A 21,448-nucleotide genomic window follows, 5' to 3' on the forward strand; every position below is an offset into this window, starting at 1 on the left:
ATGAAAATCATAAATCCACCCGGAATGTAAACGCTATCATAATAAACGGAAAAAAGTTAAAAAAAGCGGAAAAGGGCAGCTTAAAAAAACGAAAAAGACAGAACTTTTTTGTTTTTAGGGTGCTCAAAAGCCTGATTTAAAGAGGGATTTCATAGTATAGGCCGGCGCGAGGGCTATTCATTGAAAGTCAAAAAGGGGATGTCTCCGGCTATGAAAATGCTGCCGGGACATCCCCTTTGTTCCTTACTTTTAGCGGGTCAATCAGGAAGATTCTGTTTCTGCAAAATATGATTCATTCTCCATTTAGAAGGTGTAACCCCATAACGCTTTTTGAACTGGGTTGTAAAATAGGTGCTGCTGTTGTAGCCCACTTTCTCGGCAATTTCCCGGATATCCAAGCCAAGCTCAGTGACTAATAACATCTGCGCCTGCTCCAGACGCAGCAGGTTAACGAAATCGGGAAAGCTGCAGTTTACTTCGTCGGCAATAAGTCTACTGAGATAAGCGGGACTTAGCGATAGCTTGTCAGCAAGGGCATTAAGGGAGAGCCTGGAGTCATCATAATGATCTCTGATATAACAAATGGCTTCACCAGCAAAGCTCTTGGTCTGTACAGCGCTCATGCTGGCAATGCGCTCGTGGGCGGTATAACAGCTGTCTACAATCCAATTCCATAGCTTGTCATAGCTTTGGATCTGCCAGATATGCTGGTAATTATCTAGAAAGCCGGAATGCTGGACGTCTGCATTAAGCTCAGCCGTGCGGCTGAGCTCAAAGACCAGTCTCGATAAAGCGATGGTGGCAGGCTCGACGCGGTAACTGCAGGCTACTGCCAGCAATCTCTCCACTGCCTGCGGAATATGGTTCGAGAGTTCCGTCTGCTTAACGGCTTGCAGTACCGGTTCAAGGGCACTGTCGGGCATTGGGCTGCTGTTCAGGTGGATCGTATCATCGGCAAAGATGATGTTCTGCTGCACATGAAATTTAATATATTGCAGACAGTCCGCAGCCTCATTGTATTTAGCCCTCAGTAGGTTTAAATCATCCGTCAGCCCGCTGATTCCGAAGGCGCAGCAGGCTCCGGAAAGCTGTAGCTGAGCGGCGGTTTCTTCCCATTTGCCGCGGTACAAAGCGTAATCGCCGAAGCTGCCGCTGTGAAGCTCGCTCAGAATAAGTACAGCAGTGCCCTGATGCGGGCGGAAGGATTGAATGGCTGCAAGTTCACAGAAGGCATGTTCAATCTGTTGTATGTTTTCCTCAAAAGTATGCTGGAAGTCGGAGTCTTCAGGTTGTTCGGGCTCCAGAGCGGTCAGCACGCATACACAATATGCTCCCCCAGCAGCGGCTATGCTCATCAGGGGTGTCCCGCTGTTCTCCGGTGTTCTCTGCGGGGAAAGCAGCCACCGCATCAAGGCGCTATCATCGCTTTCTTTTTTTAGCTGCTCCAGCTTAACGCCAATCTGTTCGAGCTCCTGGCTTACGGTATCGAAATCGCCACCGGTTTTCAGCGCTTCTTCATTGCCAGATAGATGAGCGATATTGCCGAACAACCGGCCGATTGGCTTATACATCCGCCGCGAGATCAGGTTGGCGGTTATAGATGCGGCGGCAATCAAGGCCAAGCAAAGGCCAGTCATCAGATTACGGGCATTGGAGATATCACGGATGCTATCCTTGTAGGAAGTTTCCGACACAAACCACAGCTTGTCCGCTGCAGAATATACATAGGTAATCAGCTGTGGCTCTTCACCTCCCTTATAGACAAAAGAGCCTCTTTCTGAGGTGGAGGACACCACCTGCTTTAACATGCCCTCTTCCAGAGGGATGTCAGATAATGCACTGTGCATGAGTACAGATGCTTTTCCGTCAAGCACAGCGTAACGGGTGGCTTCGCCTTCTTTTTGCGTAAACAGATTATTCTGCAGCTTTCCCAAATTGACGGTCAGTGCTACCGCACCATTATATTCGCTATTCACAAACGCCCGGTCATTATAAAACACGGTGAGCAGGGTAATGGGGGTACCGTTATTCAAGGTTGCCTCCCACAGAAACGGTGATTCAACAATGATGTTATCCCGCATTCTCGAGAATAGCTCCAGCTTGGATTCAGGGCTTAGTGGAAGGTTTTCGAACATGGCAACAGGCTCATCCACTCCCATGATGTAGGCGTTCTCCATATATTGGTTCACAACCAATGCTCCGCGGATTTGGCTTAAGGCACTGTACAACTGGTCGCTCCAGCTGGTATCGCCATTCATCATGAGCGCGTTGATGTTTGGATTCCTATAGAAGTCCATAGCGTAGTTCTGGACGATCTCTTCATAGTTTGTAAAAACGGTTTCAGTATTCACCAGTACATTTTGGTTCGCCTTGTTGACATTATCTATCGTAATATTCCGGTACCAATAAAAGATCACTACAGCCAGTACTAGAATACAGCAAACTGAAATCGCGGTTAGGCTCATAAAAAAGCGGGAGTACAATTTCTTTCTTTTTCCCAAGCTGCTCACCCCTTCAGGTAAATCCTATTACACCCATTCTAGAGGGAAAGGCTATTAGCTGACAAGGAGTGAAATATGGGCAATATAGCATGAAAGTATAAAAATGAAGAAATAGAACATAGAAAATACAAGAAAGTTAAACTTATACGAACTATAATTGGTGGTGCTTACATTTGAATTGTTTTGAGGAGGATTACTTTTAATGAGAACATTCCGCAATCCAGTGCTGCCGGGATTTTATCCTGACCCTTCCGCTATCCGTGTTGGTGAAGATTATTATCTTGTGACTTCAAGCTTTGAATTTTTCCCAGGCGTTCCTATCTTCCACAGCAAGGATCTGGTCAATTGGCGCCAGCTTGGCCATGTACTGGACCGCCCGTCCCAGCTCAATCTGGATCACTCGATTCCCTCCATGGGCATTTGGGCACCGACGCTCCGCTATCATGAGGGAGTTTTCTATATGATTACCACTTTTATTGACAATGACAAGAACCAGCATAATTTCTATGTAACAACAACCGATCCGGCCGGAGACTGGTCTGATCCTGTATGGCTGGAGGATGCACCCGGCATTGATTCCTCTTTGTTCTTCGATGAAGACGGCAAGGTGTATTATACCGGCAACCGTGTTCCGCCGGAAGGGCAGGATTATCCGAAGCATATGGATATCTGGCTGCAGGAGATTGATCTCAGCCAAGGGAAGCTAATCGGTCCGAAGCATAGTATTTGGCAAGGCGCACTCAAGGTAGCTCATGCGCAAGAGGGACCGCATATTTATAAGATCGGCGCTTGGTATTACGTGCTGATTGCCGAAGGTGGAACCGGGCATACTCATGCGATTACGATTGCCAGAAGCAAGAGTGTGACAGGTCCTTATGAAGGCCATAAAGCCAATCCGATTCTAACGCATCGCCATCTTGGCAGAGCGTATCCTATTGTTAATGTGGGTCATGGAGAGCTGGTAGAGACTCAGCATGGTGACTGGTGGATGTTCTGCTTGGCTTCACGAACCAGCGGTGGTTATTACCGCAATCTGGGACGTGAAACCTTCCTGACACCGGTAATCTGGGAGAATGAATGGCCTGTGGTCAATCCCGGTAAAGGGGTGCTGGAATTTGAGACGGAGGCTCCGGATTTGCCAGAGACAAAATGGCCGGAATTGCCTGCGCGCGATGAGTTTATAGGTAATGAGCTGGAACCGATCTGGAATTTCCTGCGGACACCGCGGGGTGAATTCTGGAGTCTTACCGACAAGCCTGGAGTTCTGCGGCTTCGCCTGAAGCCAGAACGGCTCTCGGAGATTGCCAATCCATCTTATATCGGTAGACGCCAGCAGCATTTGAACTTCAGAGCGGCGACGGACATGACGTTTAGTCCCGCTGCAGAAGGGGAAGTAGCTGGTCTTGTTCTCCTCCAAAATGCGGATCACCACTTCCGTTATGAACTGGGGCTAGAGGCAGGCGAACGTGTATTACAGCTGATTCATCGGATGGGTGGCAGCGAGCAGCTGCTGGCGTCAGTGCCATATCCACAGGATCAGGTACAGCTTAAGGTGGAAGCCAGGGGACAAGAGTATAGCTTCTATTACAGAGCTTCTGAAGCCGCCAAGTGGACAGCCTTCTGCGAACGGACGGATGGCAGAGTGCTCAGCACCGATCTGGCCGGAGGATTCACAGGAGCATACCTCGGGATGTACGCAAGCTCTCAAGGTGCAAAGAGCGAAAGCTATGCCGATTTCGACTGGTTTAGCTATGAAGGACTTGAGTAATAGGAGGAGGTGAAATTCAATGAGCAGCAATCTTGTAACTAACACGTATCCGATTCCCGAGCTTCCCCAGATTCCCGAACGGACTTTTGCAATCACGGATTATGGGGCAGAAGAGGGGGGATTAATGCTATGTACCTCTGCTATTCAGGCTGCACTGGATGCCTGCGCTGCGGCGGGCGGCGGAAAGGTTGTTATTCCAGCTGGCATCTGGCGCACAGGACCCCTTACTTTGCATAGTCGAATTAATCTGTATGTAGACAAGGGAGCGTTGGTGCAGTTTGACCCTAATCATACCTTGTATCCGTTACTTTCTTCCCATTATGAGGGGAATGCCGGCTGGCGCTGTCAGGCTCCGCTCGATGGAGAAGGTTTAAGCGATGTGGCAATAACCGGTGAGGGGATATTCGACGGCAGTGGCGAAGGCTGGCGCCCAGTGAAGCGGTTTAAGATGACCGAGAAGCAATGGGAGCGTTTGATCGAATCTGGAGGAGTGCTTGATCCGCAGGGCGAAGTATGGTGGCCTTCCCGGGAAGCCATGGAAGGAGAGGACTTCTGCCGGAAGCTGTGGGATAAGGGAGAAACTAGTATGGAGGCTTATCTGCCTGCTCGTACGTATCTTCGTCCGACGTTGCTTAGCCTGCGCAATTGCCGGCGGGTGCTGCTGGAAGGGCCGACCTTCCAGAATTCACCTGCTTGGTGTCTTCATCCCATTGGCTGCGAGCAGATTACCGTACGAAATGTTCAGGTACGTAATCCTTGGTATTCGCAGAACGGGGATGGCCTTGATTTGGAATCCTGCACGCATGCTCTAGTTGAGCACAGCAGCTTTGATGTGGGTGATGACGCCATCTGTCTCAAGTCAGGTAAGGATGAGGAAGGACGTAAGTGGGGAATGCCCTGCCAGTATATTACCATCAGGAATTGCACGGTATATCACGGACATGGAGGCGTTGTGATCGGCAGCGAGATGTCCGGAGGTGTCCATGCAGTTCGAGTTAGCGACTGCCTGTTCATCGGCACGGACATTGGCTTGCGGTTCAAAAGCACCCGGGGAAGAGGTGGTGTGGTGGAGGATATTGTAATGGAGAATATCAACATGACTGGCATCATCCATGAGGCTGTATCCTTTCATATGTTCTATGCAGGGGTTGAAGGATCGGAAGGGTATGACGAGCAGTTATTTTCGGTTACAGAGGAAACTCCGCAATTTCGGAAGATTACCCTGAAGAACATTGTGTGCCATGGTGCGGCAACCGCTCTACTGGTTAACGGGCTGCCGGAGATGCCGCTTGCTGATCTAACCATCGAAAAATTCCACGCAGTGAGTGATCGGGGAATTGTGCTGCGGCATGCCACGGGGCTCACGCTGGATCGTATCCGGTTGCAGACTTCGGAGATGCCGAAGATAACTGCGCATAGATGCAGCCACGTCACGCTCACTCATTCCGAAGATTTGACGATTACAGAGAGATAAAAAAATTCTATGGATGATGGAAATCCGTCTTGAACTTCCGTGGGTGTGACCTTGCTTCTTTTCGGTATTGGAGCGGGGTCAGACCGGTTGATTTTTTGAATGTTTTATTGAAATGGGAAAGATGTTCAAATCCGACAGCGGAGGCGATCTCCTGGATTTTGCCTGTAGATCCGACAAGCAGCCGTTCGGCTTCCCTTACGCGGACATGAACGATGTATTCCCGAAAGTGAAAACCCGTCAATCGGTGAAATACCCGGCTCAAGTATGAAGGACTAATGTAAAAATTACTCGCAGTCTCTTCCAGAGTAAGGGCCTCACGGTAGTGATCACGGATATAGGTGGCTACATCCGTTACTAGATGATGGAGCGGATGTTTCGTCCCTCCAGCTTGTGAGATACTCTCTGAACGCTGGAGGAGAATCATCAGCTCGGAGAATAAAGCGATTACGCTGGTTTCGTAATACGGGCGCTGCAACCGGCATTCTTCCAGCATCCGGTTCATTAGGATTTCCGCTTCGTCCTGCTCGCGCAGGGTCAGCTTGAACAAGCGGTACCCGCGGTCATGAAACCAGATGGCTTCATTCTGCAGGGATGGCGGTAGAAGAGCAGGATCATAGTTGATCAGAATCCGCTCGAACTCGGCTACTTCCGAGCTTGCTGTGGAATGAAGCTCCCGGCCGGAGATAAGAATAAGCTCACCCTTATGAACCGTAATGACTCGGTCGTCCACAAAGTATACCCGCTCCCCTTGTATCAGATAGTACAGCTCGGCTAAGTCATGGCTGTGGGGACGTGGCATAGCAGTGATGCCTTTACGTTTCATATGCTGGATGCTGTAGCGGTCTTCTTCAATATGATATTTGTGATTGGGGCTAGTCAGGCTAGTCATAATTCTCCTCTTCTCTTACGAAGCGTTACGGTTATTATAGAATAAACTCAGGTTGATAGGAAAGGAGCCGCAGATGTTAATTACAGTCTCTAAGAGTGTCGACGAAGGATTCAGTAGTCTACAGGCAGCGTTGGATTCAATTCCACAGGAACACAAGGAAGAAGTGACGATTCGGATCAAACCCGGCATTTACGAGGAAAAAATTACAGTGAAACAGGGAACGCCTCCGGTTCTGCTACTGGGGGAAGACACGAATTCCACCATCATTACGTGGTCAGACAACGCGCACACTTTAGGTCCGGACGGAGAGCCGATTGGCACGTTCAAATCCGGTACCCTGAATGTATTCGCTGAGCATTTCACCGCTGAAAATCTGACCATTCGAAATGCATCAGGTCCAGGCACTGGTCAGGCGGTGGCTGCTTTTGTTGATGCTGGTCATGCTGTATTCCGGCGTGTACGCCTGCTGGGTGATCAGGATACTTTGTATACAGGGCAAGGAAAGCAATATTATAACGAATGTTACATTGAAGGCGATGTGGATTATATTTTTGGCGCGGCTACGGCTTTGTTTGAACGTTGCCGGCTGCATAACAAACGTTCCAGAGGATATATTACAGCCGCATCAACGCCTGAAGGCGCACCGTTTGGTTATGTATTCCTCGATTGTGAAATTACTGGCGGTCAAGGTGTAAGTGAAGTGTATCTTGGCCGACCTTGGCGCCCTTATGCACATGTGGCTTTTATCCGCACGGTCATAGACAGTTCGATTATCGGCGAAGGCTGGCATAATTGGGGGCAGCCGGACAGGGAGGAAACTAGCCGCTATGAAGAATATGGCAGCAGTGGACCGGGAGCCAATCCCGAAGCCAGAGCTGCATGGTCACGGCAGCTGATTCCACAGGAAGCTGCGGAGTATAGGGTGCTGACCGTGCTTGATGGCTGGCATCCTGAAGGATATTAAGGAAGGAGCACTTCGGATGGAGCCTCTGGAACAATACATGAAAGAACTAGCTGGTTCAGCTCAACGCAAATCGGCTTTCAGCAAAGATCCCTTTCAGCAATGGCGTGAGGAGCTTACCACAGCATTTACAGAGCGATTAGGTGGCTTTCCAGAAATAGCTGAGGAGCTGCAACCGGTTCTGCTGGAACGAACCGTCTGCACCGGGTATACCCGTGAACGTATAGAGATAACTACCTATGAAGGGTTGCGCATGCCGCTGTATCTTTTGATCCCGGATCAGCCGTTCTCTACCCCTGTTCCTGCCGTTCTTGCCATTCATGGACATGGCTATGGAAGCCGGGAGATCGTAGGCTTGAACCCGGACGGATCGGATCGGCAGGGAGATCCCGGGCTGCACAAAGACTTCGCTGTTTCACTGGTAAAACAGGGCTTTGTAGTGGCAGCCCCGGAGCTGCTCGGCTTTGGCGACAGGCGACTGGAAGAAGACCTAACAAGCGGGGAGCCTGGACGTAATTCCTGCTTCCGCCTGTCATCCGCATTGTTGATGGTTGGGAAGACGATGGCCGGCTACCGTATCTACGAAACCATGCGGGCACTGGATTATTTGCAGACAAGAAAAGAGGTTGAGAGCGAACGAATTGGAATTATGGGTATTTCCGGCGGGGGACTGGTGGCTGGCTTCACAGCTGCACTTGACGAACGAATCGCTTGTGCGGTCGTAAGCGGGTATGCCAATACTTTCGCAGACAGTATTCTGACACGCAATCATTGCCTTGATAATTATATTCCAGGGATTTTGCTGGAAGCGGAGATGCCTGACCTACTGGGCCTCATTGCCCCTCGTGGTCTGTTCCTCGAATCGGGAGATGCCGATCATCTGTTTGGCCCGCGCGGAACAAAATTAGCTTTAACCCAGTTGCAGACGATTTACAGGTCGGCGAATCATATCGGACAGGTAGAAGCGGACTTCTTCACCGGAGGTCATGAGATTCATGGTGAACCAGCCTTTGCCTGGCTGCGCAAGCAGCTCAACTGAGCATAAGATTAGACTTCATATGGATGACAAACGAAGGAGGAATAAGGATGTCTATAACTGAAGCAACAACCGTTCGCTTGTCCAGTAAAATTGCGAATACGATTCTTGGAGGGTGCAACAAGCAGGGAGAGCATGAATATGTGCTGGAAAGATGGGCTTATGTTCCGGGCATGCTGCTGATGGCAATGGCCCGGGCGGGTGTTCAGCTCGACCAGCCTGAGTATGTCTCCTTTATGGAGCGGCATATGGACACATTTATTGGAGCGGATGGTTCCATCCGTACCTACAGGCTGGAAGAATACAATCTGGACCAGATTAACGAGGGGAAAAACCTGTTCTTGCTATACCAGAAAACCGGAGAAGAACGGTATGCTGAAGCAGCCCATTTGCTGGCCGCACAGCTTATTGGACATCCCCGCACCTCCGAAGGGGGATTCTGGCATAAGAAGGTATACCCTTTCCAGATGTGGCTGGACGGGCTGTACATGGCATCGCCATTCCTAGCGGAATACGGCAAGGTTTTTCAACGACCTGAACTGATTGACGAAGCGGCGCATCAGCTGCTGCTGGTTGAGCGGCGGACCCGCGATCCACGGACCGGCCTGCTCTATCATGGCTGGGATGAATCCAAAGAGCAGGAATGGGCTGACTCGTCTACCGGATTGTCCTCTCATTTTTGGAGCCGGGCGATGGGCTGGTATGCGATGGCTGTGGTTGATTGCCTGGAGCATTTTCCGCTCACTCATCCGCAGCGGGGGACGATCATTGGCATTTTCCAGCGGATGTGCGGCGCGCTTCTGGAGGTTCAAGACAAGGAGACTGGCCTCTGGTACCAGGTGTTAGATCAAGCGGGGAGAAAAGGCAATTATCTTGAAGCTTCCGGCTCGTGCATGTTTGTTTATGCGATGGCTAAGGGACTAAGATTAGGTTATCTGGAATCCTCTTTTATAGAGGCGATGTTGCAAGGGTATGAAGGCATTTTGACGCATTTGACTGAAGAGGATGAACAAGGTGTGCACTTGCACCAGATCTGTCATGGAGCGGGTCTGAGCAAAGACCGTAATGGCTCATACGATTACTATATCTCTGAGGACGTATTGTCGGATGTGCCTATGGGCGTCGCTCCATTGTTATTAGCATCACTTGAGGTGGAACGGTACCAAGCTGAAAAATAACAGAAGCCCAATCATTCCCTCTGAAATGGAATGATTGGGCCTTTTTTTGCTGCCAGATATATATTTATTAGCGTTTCAGCAGATCCTCGCGGATAGGTGTGAAGACATCGAGCAGCGCAGAGTCTGCTTCCAATGCGGTTACACCGTGCTTTGCATCTGGCGGTATGGCAATACTTTGCCCCGTGGTTACCTTATGCTTCTCGCCGTCAATACGAAATTCAAAGCTTCCACGCAGACAGTAGCTCATCTGCTCGTGAGGATGGCTATGCTCATAGCCCTCGGCTCCCTTTTCGAAATGAACCTCCATCATCATCAGACTGGCTGCAGCGTTCAAGATACAGCGTTTAACTCCCGGTTCTGCTGGTTCCCATACTCCAAGATTGCTCATGTTCTAATCTTCCTCCTTCTATATAGTTATCGGGGCATGGCGATGTGAATTCTGCCTGCCTCAATTCTTAATTGGGTTGCTTCAGGTTGCCCGGATGTTGACTCAGATTCTCCGAGCAGCCTAAGCGGTCCGGGACCCGGAACAGTAACAAGGTGTTCCTCCTTGGTGCCGTTGATGGCGGCGATAAACCATTTTCCATCCGTACGGGATATCCTGTACAAGCGTACTCCTTCGACAGCCTCTTCATAATCAAGCTGTTCAAGCTGTAGTGAAGAAGCATCTTCTGTCCGGGGATGAAGCAGAATGACGTAATCGCTTGTACCACCATAAACACGAAAATGTTGCTGCTCTGCCAGCGGATAATTCCCGGCTACAGCGCCTTCTCCCATTGTAATCACTGGAAGTTCTGGTTCGGCGATATAAGCGCTTAGGTGCTTGCCGTTCAGGCAAGCTGCATCAATGGATTGCTCCATTATACTTGCATCAGTACTGAGTGTATGCAGATTCCAGACGCTGTTCGATGCTCCCTCAATTCGATCCCATATCAAGTAGACGTTAAAGCCTGCTTTAATGAACAAGAAATTCCGCTCATATTCTCTGGCGTTAGCCTCTGGAATAAGACTGCTGGCATGATCTAACTCTTCTGAAAAGCGTACTTCCTTGCATGTGCTTTGCAGTGGGCCATTGGCAAAATTTCCGAATGAATCGGTAAATTGAACAACATTATGAGCTGCGCTGGACACATACCAATGCCGATCTCCGTTATAGTAACCTCCCGTTCCAGAATCAAGGGTTACTGGAACACCATCTGCCCAGATGGAGAAGTGCCCTTCATCATGATGAGCGTGATAAGTCAGCGGAGACGCCTCGTAGATTGCATAATGCTGAAGGTTCTGTTCTCCGTTGCGGAAGATGACATAACCGATATCGGGATAATGTACGGAGTCGAGTGCAGGCCTTTGTTCTGCTAAGTCGGGCTGTGGATATAACAGCGCGACCAGAGGCAGAGGAAATGCGCCACTATCCTCAATCGGTTCTCCGCCGTGCTTCCACGTCCAGAGCATTTCCCCGGCAAGCTGGGGGTCTTCGTCCATATAGAATGGGGCCGCATATCCGAGCAGGCGAAACCATTTTTCCTGCACATTGGCATCGCCGACCGCTGGTGTAAGCAGGATGGGGGAGCCAGAAGAGCCGCCTTGAATAATATCTGGTGCAGTCACTGTGCCGATTAGGAAACGGTACATGCCCTTTACCTTTTCATGCTTGAAATAATCATTGCCCTTCAAACGCTTTAATAGGACGAAGAAGAGAAAATAGCGATGCAATACTGCGCCATGGTAGCGAATATTTTCTGGCCACGCGCCGTCTGAATCCACCACTTCTGCCAGCTGCCAGTTGATGACTGAGAGGGCATGATCAAGATATGCCTCACTTTGTTTTTCATTGGGAAAGAGGAGGGCATATACACCCAGTCCGGTTGCCCGGTCGGCATTCCAATTACTGCGTTTTCCCCCCTTTTCATCTGGGAAGGTCTCCAGATCAAACCGGTAGTAGTGGGTATCCATCATCATGTCTGCGATATAGCGGAAATGAGCGAGAAGTTCGGTTTCTTCTCCAGTGAGGAATACACTGCTGCCAGCAATCTGATCGTAGATTACCGAAGCAGCAGCGAGCCCCCTCCCGATATGCACCGCGCCGTAAGTATCATCGTCATGCCAGCCGTCTCTACGGAAAATATCCATGCCTACCCGCATATCGGCAAGCATGTACTGGAGCTTTTGCTTGGCTCGAACCGCAAATTTACTTTCACCCGTGGTCATATACATATTGGCGTCCGCTCCCGTAGCCTCCAGCAGGAAGGCCCAATTGGTAAGTGTCGGCCGATTAAAAAGCGGGGAGAGCAGCTCAGTTCCCAATGGCTGCCCCGCAGCATTTAGAAAATGGACCCCGATGCAGATTCCTTCGCCTAGAGGAGCTTCCAGACTGAGCACCGTCTGCACGCTGTAATGATCACCTTCGTATACAGGTATGGTCTCTCCATAATGAAGGATTGTCAATCCTATCACTTCCTCATTACTGATGCAGATACATTGCAAATCGTCTGCCAGACTAGCGCCAGATGGGGTTACACCAGATGGCTGGAGACCCTGCTGCCAGCTGGCCAATTTCTCTAGATATACTGTGCTTCCGTTTTCTCGGTCTTGACTCCACCCCAGCATCCCAGATTCTAGACCGCCATTCGCTAGTTCAACCGGCAAGCCAAGCTGCGAATGAGTCAGACGCAAGCCCCCGATGCGCGCCGTGCCCTTTCCCCGAATCTGTACAGAAAGCTTGAGGAAGGCCGTTCTGGGAGGGGTTTTAAAAACAAAGGGTTCTACCCGGAACACCCCGAGTTTATGGAGGGGCGCAGCAGCTTCTCGGCTGGCAAATTGTTCAGACAGCTGTTGTTGTCTTTCGTACTCTTGCCGGACCTTGGGAAGCTGTTCGATTCTAAGGCGTATGCCCTCCAGCTCTCCTTCGGTATAACATCCGAAGGGGCGTGTACCGCCACCATATGCTGAAATCATCGGTAGTTCTAACCTCCTTGTAAAGTAGTCATGGTTCGTGGGTGAGCTTTCTCTTAATTAGTATAAACGTGGCTTTACGAAGGACGGGATAGATAAACAAATGAAGGAAAGGGGACAAAGCAACTGAAAAAGTGAAATTCTCCCCCAAGCGCAGTCGCTTTCTCCCTAACCGTTACGAACGGATAGAATTATCATTAAGGACATAAGCTTAGTCCAATGGACAGGAGGAACAATAAATGAATTTATCAAAACGTCAAATTAACGCCTGGACCTTCGTTGCTCCCAGTTTGATTCTGACGCTGGTTTTTGGAGTATATCCGATCTTTTGGGCTCTGAAGTACATGTTCTATGATTACCAGGGTTTCGGCGAACCCCTGTTTATCGGACTGGAGAATTTCGAGCGCTTATTAAGGGATAAGGAATTCTGGAAGTCAGTGGTCAACACCTTTATCTACGCTGGAGGCAAGCTGCTCATCACCTTGCCATTATCATTTTTACTGGCGGTTGTCCTCAATCGTGCTTTGAAAGGGCGGCAGCTGCTAAGAGCGGTTTACTTTATGCCGACTGTAATCAGTGCTTCGGTTATGGCCATCGTATTCTACGTTATCTTTAATTCATACAACGGGATGGTTAACCAGCTATTGGTCGGCTCTGGAATTATTTCCGCTCCGATAGATTGGTTAGGGCCGAAATATGCCTTACTAACCGCTATTATGATTGCGATATGGGGGGCTATCGGTAACTATATGCTGCTCTTTATCGCTGGTTTACAGAACATTCCTGAGGATCTCTATGAGGCGGCATCTATAGATGGAGCTGGACCTTTCAGAAAAATGTGGAACATCACCGTTCCCATGCTCGGACCTGTATTGCAAATGATCATTATGCTCGCTATTACCGCCTCCCTAAAAGGCTACGAGAGTATTATGGTGCTTACCGAAGGCGGTCCTTATGGCAAGACGGAAGTTATGTACCTGTACCTGTATAAGCTGTTCTTCCCTGTATCCAGTGGAGGTACAAGCATTCAGCAATTTGGCTACGGTAGTGCGGTTGGTTTTGCCACAGCAGTTATTGTAGGTCTGATTACCTTAGTCTACTTTTATGTATCTAAAAAGCTAAATGATATCTATTAAAAGAGAGGAGAATGAACAGTGAGTACATTACATGCGGAGACGAAGAACACTTCGGTCCAGCCTGTCCGGTCCTTCAAGACCCGAGCGGTGCTGTCCCGGACCTTGCTGTGGATTTTTCTACTTATAGTGGCGGCTTTTGCGTTGTTTCCGATTATTCTGGCTTTTTTTGGATCCCTTAAGACCAATCTGGAGTTGACGACAGGAACCACCTTGCTGCCTAAGTCATGGCAGATTGGAAACTACGCGCAGGCTTGGAATTCGGCTAACTTTGCCCGCTTTACATGGAACAGTGTGTTTATCAGTATCTTTACCACCTTAGGCACTCTATTCATTGGAACCATGGCCGCATATGCGGTAGCGAGAGTCGATTTTTACGGGAAACGTATATATGTTGTAATTCAGTCCTGCACGCTGTTTATCTCGATCGGTGCTGTGGTGCTTCGGCCGCAATTTGACCTTATGGTAGCGCTTAATCTACAGAAATCGTTATGGGGTGTCATTATTATTCTGATTAGTGCGCATGCCACGGCATTTTTTATGTTGATTGGTTTTGTACGAGCGATTCCGAAGGATCTGGATGAGGCTGCTTTTATTGACGGCTGTAATTTCTATAGCGTATACTTTCGAGTTATCTTACCGCTTCTGACGCCCGCCCTTGGAGTCACGGCGCTCTGGACCTTCCGCGGAGCATGGAACGAATATATTCTGCCGCTGGTTTTTACCATGACACAGCCAAAATTACAGACACTCACCGTAGGATTGGCGGGGCTAAAATATGGTATCGGCGATGCGGCGCAACCTCAATTGATGCTCGCGGGTGCATGTCTGTCCATGTTGCCAATGATTGTTGTCTATATTTTCGCTAATAAATCGTTCATGCAGATGACAGCTGGCTCTGTAAAGGGCTAAATTCGGGGCGGGCTTCGGACAGCTATTCAAGAAGGATGTGAATACATGCTGAAGGCCTGGGTTTATCGTACCTCTTTGAAGAAAAGAATATGGCTATCTTTTACCGCACTGACGGTATTCTGTATTTCTGTCACCGGTTTATTGGCTTACTCCATCGCTTCTCGGGCGATGGAGCGTAACTCTGTCGAGTTAAATCAAAATGTGCTGACTCAGTCAATCAATGTCCTGGACCAGAAGTTAAAGCAAATCATTGTGGCTTCCTCCACGATGATGTTGAGCGAAGCTTATCAGCAGACCATCCGGGATATTAAAGCTCATAATATGGAACGTTTTTTTGCCAATTTTTCTATGCTGCAAGCGCCCTTCACGCAGGTAGAGTTGACGGAAAACTCCATTGAATCTATCTTGATCAGTACGCCGGACGGGGATTTCTACTCTACCAGCAATCAGCGCAGAACCTTGACCCCTTTTCTAGAATCTTCGCTGTACCAACGGATTAAGGAGAAACCTGAATCCAATTGGGTAGAGAGTCATCGGGACGAGCTATTTGCCGGGAAACACCATGTTATTTCCCTAGTCTTGCAGCCGCTTACAGACAATTATGTCCCTGATCTATTTTTGATTGTTAATGTAAAAGAGGACATTCTTGAAGATACTGTAAGTGGAGGCGGGAGTCTTGGCTCCGCGCGTTTTTTACTGATCAATAAAGAGGGAACAAGCGTCTTCGGAGACGGGAGACGTCCGGAATGGTCTCGGGACTCTGTGTTTTTGGACAAACTGAGGGAAGCGGACCGGGGTAATTTTGAATATTCTGCTGGGGATGGGCCAATGCTGCTCAGCTATGCCAGTTCAGGGTACGCAAAAGACTGGGTGTTGGTCAGCTACCTGTCCAAAAAGGAACTGCTGCAACCTGTTCGGAGTATTCAATGGCTGGTGTTGATGATCATGGCGGCATGTATCGTCATCGCGCTTTTCCTTGCAAGGTATCTGTCCGCTTTGCTACTGGGACCGCTGCTGAAACTGCAACGGACGATGTCTCGTGTTGAGCAAGAGGATCTCAGTGCACGCTTCCAGAGTCCTTTCCAGGATGAGATTGGGGAGGCGGGACGCAAATTTAACCAGATGTTAGACCGGATTGGTGAGTTGATTGTTGAAGTCAAGGATACAGAAAAAGAAAAGAGAAAAGCGGAGATCAAGGCGCTTCAGGCGCAGATCGAGCCTCATTTTTTATATAACACATTAAACACGATTTTCTGGAAATGTGAGATGGATGAATATGAAGATGTGAAACAGATGGTCATTTCGCTGTCTGCACTGTTTCAGCTGGGACTGAACAACGGGCAGGAAATTACGACCTTAGGCAAGGAACTGGAACATGTCCGCCAGTATCTAAACCTTCAGCAGCAATGTTACGAAGGGTTGTTTGACTATACAATTGATGCCGGAGTGGAACTGCTGGAGCTTCCTGTATTGAAAATTATTATTCAGCCCTTGGTGGAGAACTCAATCCTGCACGGCCTTAAGGAATTAAGGGGAGGGGGAGTGATCCGGATCTCTGTAGAAGTAGCCAAAAACACACTGCTCATCCGGGTTACCGATAACGGAACCGGCATGAATGCGGAGAAACTCAATGCCTGGCTGAAGGAGCCGAACGGCAGTGGAGGTTATGCTCTGTCTAATATATGTAGCCGACTGCAGCTGTACTACGGCAAAGAAGCCGGATTGGTCTTTCGAAGCAGTCCGCGTGTTGAAACCGAAGCTGTTCTATCCATTCCTGTGGAAGGGGGAATAAATCCTGAGCGCCCATTCAATTAAAATATGTATTGTTGATGATATTCCTGCAGTGGTCCGCGGATTGTCGCAGCGGATTCCTTGGGAGGAACATGGGATTGTGATCGCGGCCACCGCGGCAGACGGGGAAGAAGGTCTGGAGCAGATCCGCAAGCATCGTCCTGACATCGTATTGACGGATATCCGAATGCCTTTTAAGGATGGTTTAGAGATGATGCGGAGCATCCAAGCCGAGCAGCCAGGCATCAAACTGATTTTTTTGACGGGTTATTCTGATTTCACCTATGCCCAGGAAGCAGTTAAGCTGGGTGCCTTTGATCTGATTGTAAAACCGTATACCAAGGTTCAAGTGCTTGAATCCGTGTTGAAGGCCAAAGAAGTGTTGGAGCGGGAACGCAGTCAAGCTGAGCAGATGATGGGCATGGAACAAAAGCTGCGCGAGAGCTTACCTTATTTGCGTCAGGAATATATGCGTCTGCTCATCCGTTACGGAACTAGGCAGCAGCACTTGAGCCAGCAGTGGGATTTTTACAATATCGAGATGAATAACCATAACTTTTGCGTGATGGTAGCGGAAGTGGATTTTTTTGTGGAACGTACATCAGAACTTACGGTTTCCGAGGTGGAATTAATCCGCTTTGCCGTACAGAATATTTTGGAAAATACAATATCCGAATACACTCGGGGCATTGTGTTCCGGGAAAATGTGAATCAGTTCGTTATTGTGATGAACCCTCTGGCGGAGCCGAATATGGAGCAACTTGCAGAGAAATGCCGGGAAAATGTACATCGGTATACGTACCAGACGGTATCCATTGGACTGGGTGGAGAGGTGGAGGAGGTAGGGCAGCTTTCTGCTTCCTATGCGCAGGCGCTGTCTGCACTTGCGAACACCTTTCTAAATGGTGGGAACAGCGTGTACACCTATGTTGAAGATGCAGTCGTGAATGCCGTGCTACCCAGATACTCATATGACAAGGAGAAAGAATTGCTTTATTGTCTGCGTTCGGCGAATTTGTCCAAAGCAGAGGAGCAGCTGGATCATATTTGGCATGATTGGATTACTGCACCGGCAACGCCTAACCCGTCCATCGTTAAGACGTTATGTCTTGAACTGGCTCATTCTATCCATCGGATTTTTTCGGAAAAAGCAACGGATTCGGAAGTTAAAACTCTGGAAAATAAGCTTGCAGACATGAGCAGTGCAGTCTCTTTTGAAGATCTTAGCCGCCAGATTCGGGAATTTTGCCGTTTGGGCTGTACGTATTTGCAACAACGCCAATGCAGTGACGCGCGTATGCTTGTGGATCGGGCCATCACTCATATCAATGGAAATCTGCAGCGAAATCTATCCGTCGCGGACTGTGCACGGGAGGTGCATCTTAGTCCTAGCTACTTCTCCAATCTTTTTAAAAAGGAGACGGGGATGACACTCGCCCAATATATTATCGGGAGACGAATGGACAAAGCCAAGGAGCTGGTGCTGGAAGGCATACAGGTTCAGGATATTGCCATCTCTTTGGGCTATGAGGATCGACCCTATTTTACAGAGCAGTTCAAAAAATACACCGGAATGACGCCGACTGACTTTCGTGCAAAATATACCTTGCCCAAAGTGGAGGGAAACAGTGATTTCGTCTCCCATTGACAGTTGTTTTCTCCTTCACTGATAAAAGGGCAGTGGAATTATAATTTTCTTAAGAAATGAATGCGATTTCAAAAGAAAAGGGAGGCATTTTAGATGAAAAGAAATAAATGGATATTAGCTGGGGTTTCGCTGATGCTGGCTGGCTCGTTGGCCGCCTGTTCATCATCCGAATCTAATACGGAGGTAAGCAGCAGCAATACAAACTCCGAAAAAACAAAGTTGGTCTACTGGACCATTGATCGTCATGATTCTGATTTTATTGAGCAAAAGATCAGCGAGTATGAAGGTCTTAATCCCAATATCGAGATTGAAATGAAGGTTATGGCAGAGAACTATACGCAGTCGGTGGATATTGCCTTCTCCAGCATGCAGGCGCCTGATATTCTCCGGGTGGATACTTATAACGTGCCAACATGGGTCAAAAGAGGGTATCTGGAATCTTTTGATAGCTACATTTCACCAGAGATGAAGAGCCGGTTCGAGAACGTACTTATCAACGAGAAAAATACCGTTGACGGCAAAATATATAGCCTTCCCAATATCGGTCAGTTCTGGCGCCTCATTTATAACGTAGATTTGTTCGAGAAGGCTGGCATTACAGAGCCGCCTACCACACTCGCAGAGATGGTCGAGGATGCCAAGAAAATTACGGCAGCAGGAAAAGACATAGGCGCTTACGGCTTCGCGGGTAATTTCAAAAGTACCAGCGGATTTGAGCGTATCGCTTATCCAATAACAACACTTAGCAAGACTAAGGGCACAGAGGGCTTCGACTTCCAGACCGGGCAATTTGATTTTAGCGTATATAAAGAGGTTGCTGAGGCGCTGCGGCAGATTAAGGTGGATGGAAGCATGATGCCAGGATCGGAATCGCTTGATATCGACCCGCTGCGTGCGCAATTCGCTCAAGGCAAGATCGGCATGTATTTCAACCATTCCGTTGAGCCGACGGTCTACAAAACCCAATTCCCAACTGAAATTCGCTGGGCAGCTGCGATTCCTCCAACCATTGACGGGGAGCAGAAGGGTGTCAGCCAAGTTATTGCAGGAAGTTATTTGGCTATGAGCAAGGATTCTAAGCATAAGGAAGAAGCTTGGAAGTTTATTGAATGGATGTACAGTGATGATGTGCAGATTGCTTACCAGGAAGCAGGGTATGGGGTTTCGGTTATTCCATCGGTTGCTACAGTTGCCAAGGCACCAGACATTGCAGGGATTGAAGATTTTCTGCCTACGAAGTTAGACGGGATTTATCCAGCGACTCCGATGGTCATCAGTGAAGGACGTCTGGAAGGACTAAAGAAGGTTGATGTCTTCAATAGATATATTTTTGGTGGTGGAGATTTAGATAAAGAGCTTCAGGACTTGAATACTCGCTATAATGCGGCGCTTGAAAAAGCCAAAGCTGCAGGTGACACCGATATCGAAGCACAGCCGGACTTCGATGCAGGTTCCCTGCAGGGATCATTGGCCAAATAAATCGAAAAAGACGCCCCTTCGGCTTCGTATTAATACGAGCTCGGGGTGTCTTTTTTTAATGACTACTAAGATATTTTTATTCCTCAGTCGTTTTAGCTGTGCTCGGGGTTCCTTTGTTATTGTAGAGCCACAGCGCGTATTCCAGAGGGCGAATCAGGGCTTTGCGGTAAGTGGTTCCGTCACCTGATCTTGCGAACACTTCACGGGCGGGCTTTGGATTAACCTCCAGCACGTAAATTTTACCTTCGCGATCAATGGCGAGGTCCAATGCAAGCTCACATAAGGCTCCGTAACTTTCTTCCAGGAAGGCTGCGGCATCAAGGCCTAACCTCTCGGCAGTCTTCATGACCTTATCGGTTTTATCCTGACTACCCAGCCATTCCTTCAGCAGCGTTTCCGCTCGAACGGCATGACCACCGCCATGAAGATTGGAGGTTACACTCCGCGCTGCACCGACCCGTGCTGCCATACCTGTGAGTTCCCAGACACCTTGCCCGTTCTTTTGAACGAGCATCCGGTAATCATGGAAACGTCCGCCCGGCAGACGTAATGGAATCCCCTGTTGGATAAGGAAACGTCCGCCGATACACCATTGCCGTACGATGGAATCCAGCCGAGTAGAAGAGACTTTACGGGTGGGAATGATTCGGCGATCCTGGCGACGGCCTTGAATATCATATACCCCACGCCCATCCTTCATTCTCTCAATTCTGAGAATGCCACGTCCGCCTGTGCCGTTTGCCGGCTTGATATAGACTACTGAATTGGTTTTCAGCATCCGGCGCAGGTCGGCAGAGGACTGATAGAGTAAAGTTTCTGGCATATGTTGCCGGAAACGGCTTTTTTGTGAGAATGTTTGGTGAATGGTCCATTTGTTGCGCAGTGGACGATTCATAAATAACAGATGATTGTAGCGTTCTCGGAAACGAAGCAGTTGCTGAAAGCGTGAGCTGCGCTGAATACGGCAACGGTCATAAATCATGTTCGGAAAAGAACGCCATTTGCGTGACCATTTTCCGCTCTTGGGATCAAAGACAAGGGCATGGATCTGCTCTTTGCTGGGATGAACATCCATGGGGGTAAACACAAAGACATCCAAGCCAATTCGTTTGCCCTCGACGATCATTCTCCGGTACACGGCCTTTTCTTCAAGCTGCTTGGCTTCGTTAATATATAAAGTAAGAATGCCTAAGACGGGCTCTGGCACAGGAGTTCACCTTCTTGTGGAGAAATAGTAGTGCTGCCGGTATGATGGGGTGACCGGAGCAGTAATGTTGGCTTGCCGGTAGGACCAGTGGTAAGTGTGTCGGCAGCAAGGCCGATATTGAAGCACATCTTTAGGCTAGCAGTATTGTCGCAGGCAACACTGCATTGCAGATGCCCGAGGCGTTTCAGCTGGGCAGCCATTAAGGCAGTGCCGGTATGTCTATTCCGGTAGAAGGGGTGCACAGCGACAAGACAGGCTTCTGCACCGAAACCGGATACGAAGCTGACTCCTGCGAGCTGGCGCCCATTCTGACCGCGTACGGTAGCGACAAGCAGCGAGATACCCGGCTCTGACAACTGATCCGGTGTTAATCGGGCCAGTACTTTGCAAGCTTGGTTTGTGATTCGCTTCTCCCCATGCGCTCTTATAAACTCAAGCAGTCCAGCCAGCCGTGATTTCCACTGCTTGGCATTTGTGTCATAGATGGAGGATATCTGCATGCTGTGTCACATCCTTTTA

At 49.0% G+C, this 21,448-nt stretch carries 16 protein-coding genes; 10 read left to right on the forward strand and 6 right to left on the reverse strand.

All coding sequences use genetic code 11. The annotated features are described in order from the left end of the window. Window positions 1-257: 257 nt before the first annotated feature. Window positions 258-2,501 (reverse strand): helix-turn-helix domain-containing protein, encoded by a 2,244-nt coding sequence (locus NYE58_RS11295; RefSeq protein WP_341001898.1) that lies wholly within the window; start codon window positions 2,499-2,501, stop codon window positions 258-260. Between the two features lie 202 nt (window positions 2,502-2,703). Here NYE58_RS11295 and NYE58_RS11300 point away from each other — a divergent pair, with 202 nt between their 5' ends. Continuing rightward, window positions 2,704-4,269: a glycoside hydrolase family 43 protein gene (locus tag NYE58_RS11300; RefSeq protein ID WP_076276429.1), complete on the forward strand. Its 1,566-nt coding sequence runs from the start codon at window positions 2,704-2,706 to the stop codon at window positions 4,267-4,269. Between the two features lie 19 nt (window positions 4,270-4,288). Next, window positions 4,289-5,743 (forward strand): glycoside hydrolase family 28 protein, encoded by a 1,455-nt coding sequence (locus NYE58_RS11305; RefSeq protein ID WP_341001899.1) that lies wholly within the window; start codon window positions 4,289-4,291, stop codon window positions 5,741-5,743. A 7-nt stretch (window positions 5,744-5,750) separates the two neighbouring features. Here the strand turns inward: NYE58_RS11305 and NYE58_RS11310 are convergent, their stop codons facing one another. Next, entirely contained in the window at window positions 5,751-6,632 is an 882-nt protein-coding gene (locus tag NYE58_RS11310; protein ID WP_076179655.1) for a helix-turn-helix transcriptional regulator, read from the reverse strand. 73 nt (window positions 6,633-6,705) lie between these two features. On the opposite strand from NYE58_RS11310, the gene NYE58_RS11315 reads away from it, so the two are divergent. The 3 genes from NYE58_RS11315 to NYE58_RS11325 are packed head-to-tail and all read left to right on the forward strand — an operon-like array spanning window position 6,706 to window position 9,807. Continuing rightward, window positions 6,706-7,596, forward strand: coding sequence for a pectinesterase family protein (locus tag NYE58_RS11315; protein WP_076191130.1), 891 nt, complete (start codon window positions 6,706-6,708; stop codon window positions 7,594-7,596). Next, a complete protein-coding gene (locus tag NYE58_RS11320; RefSeq protein ID WP_341004248.1) occupies window positions 7,571-8,632 on the forward strand; it encodes an alpha/beta hydrolase family protein in 1,062 nt (353 codons plus the stop codon). The genes NYE58_RS11315 and NYE58_RS11320 overlap by 26 nt, the downstream gene beginning before the upstream one ends. Before the next feature lie 47 nt (window positions 8,633-8,679). Continuing rightward, on the forward strand, window positions 8,680-9,807 hold the full coding sequence (locus NYE58_RS11325; RefSeq protein WP_076219910.1) for a glycoside hydrolase family 88/105 protein: 1,128 nt from the start codon (window positions 8,680-8,682) through the stop codon (window positions 9,805-9,807). A 67-nt stretch (window positions 9,808-9,874) separates the two neighbouring features. Here the strand turns inward: NYE58_RS11325 and NYE58_RS11330 are convergent, their stop codons facing one another. Then, complete coding sequence (locus NYE58_RS11330) at window positions 9,875-10,195, reverse strand: cupin domain-containing protein (RefSeq protein ID WP_076219911.1); 321 nt, start codon at window positions 10,193-10,195, stop codon at window positions 9,875-9,877. Window positions 10,196-10,221: 26 nt separating this feature from the next. Continuing rightward, window positions 10,222-12,762, reverse strand: coding sequence for a heparinase II/III domain-containing protein (locus NYE58_RS11335; protein WP_341001900.1), 2,541 nt, complete (start codon window positions 12,760-12,762; stop codon window positions 10,222-10,224). A gap of 236 nt (window positions 12,763-12,998) precedes the next feature. Between NYE58_RS11335 and NYE58_RS11340 the strand changes: the two genes are divergently transcribed. The 5 genes from NYE58_RS11340 (at window position 12,999) to NYE58_RS11360 (ending at window position 19,722) form a co-directional block, all read left to right on the forward strand. Further along, entirely contained in the window at window positions 12,999-13,895 is an 897-nt protein-coding gene (locus tag NYE58_RS11340) for a carbohydrate ABC transporter permease (protein WP_076219913.1), read from the forward strand. 90 nt (window positions 13,896-13,985) lie between these two features. Further along, window positions 13,986-14,804 carry a carbohydrate ABC transporter permease gene (locus NYE58_RS11345; protein WP_076125141.1) on the forward strand — a complete coding sequence of 273 codons (819 nt, stop codon included), beginning with the start codon at window positions 13,986-13,988 and terminating at the stop codon, window positions 14,802-14,804. 45 nt (window positions 14,805-14,849) lie between these two features. Continuing rightward, a complete protein-coding gene (locus NYE58_RS11350; RefSeq protein WP_076276424.1) occupies window positions 14,850-16,619 on the forward strand; it encodes a cache domain-containing sensor histidine kinase in 1,770 nt (589 codons plus the stop codon). Window positions 16,620-16,626: 7 nt separating this feature from the next. After that, complete coding sequence (locus NYE58_RS11355) at window positions 16,627-18,243, forward strand: response regulator (protein ID WP_256717495.1); 1,617 nt, start codon at window positions 16,627-16,629, stop codon at window positions 18,241-18,243. 93 nt (window positions 18,244-18,336) lie between these two features. Next, window positions 18,337-19,722: an ABC transporter substrate-binding protein gene (locus tag NYE58_RS11360; protein ID WP_038569657.1), complete on the forward strand. Its 1,386-nt coding sequence runs from the start codon at window positions 18,337-18,339 to the stop codon at window positions 19,720-19,722. Between the two features lie 76 nt (window positions 19,723-19,798). Here NYE58_RS11360 and NYE58_RS11365 read toward each other — a convergent pair whose 3' ends face one another. Both NYE58_RS11365 and NYE58_RS11370 read right to left on the reverse strand, forming a co-directional pair. Beyond that, the gene (locus NYE58_RS11365; RefSeq protein WP_076276423.1) at window positions 19,799-20,929 is read right to left on the reverse strand and encodes a YheC/YheD family endospore coat-associated protein; all 1,131 of its coding nucleotides are present in this window, start codon (window positions 20,927-20,929) and stop codon (window positions 19,799-19,801) included. Continuing rightward, the gene (locus NYE58_RS11370; RefSeq protein WP_076124882.1) at window positions 20,911-21,429 is read right to left on the reverse strand and encodes a GNAT family N-acetyltransferase; all 519 of its coding nucleotides are present in this window, start codon (window positions 21,427-21,429) and stop codon (window positions 20,911-20,913) included. Before NYE58_RS11370 ends, NYE58_RS11365 begins: the two co-directional genes overlap by 19 nt. Window positions 21,430-21,448 lie beyond the last annotated feature (19 nt).

Origin of the sequence: Paenibacillus sp. FSL L8-0708 (assembly GCF_038009325.1) — a bacterium.
GTDB classification, from domain to species: Bacteria; Bacillota; Bacilli; order Paenibacillales; family Paenibacillaceae; genus Paenibacillus_AQ; species Paenibacillus_AQ odorifer.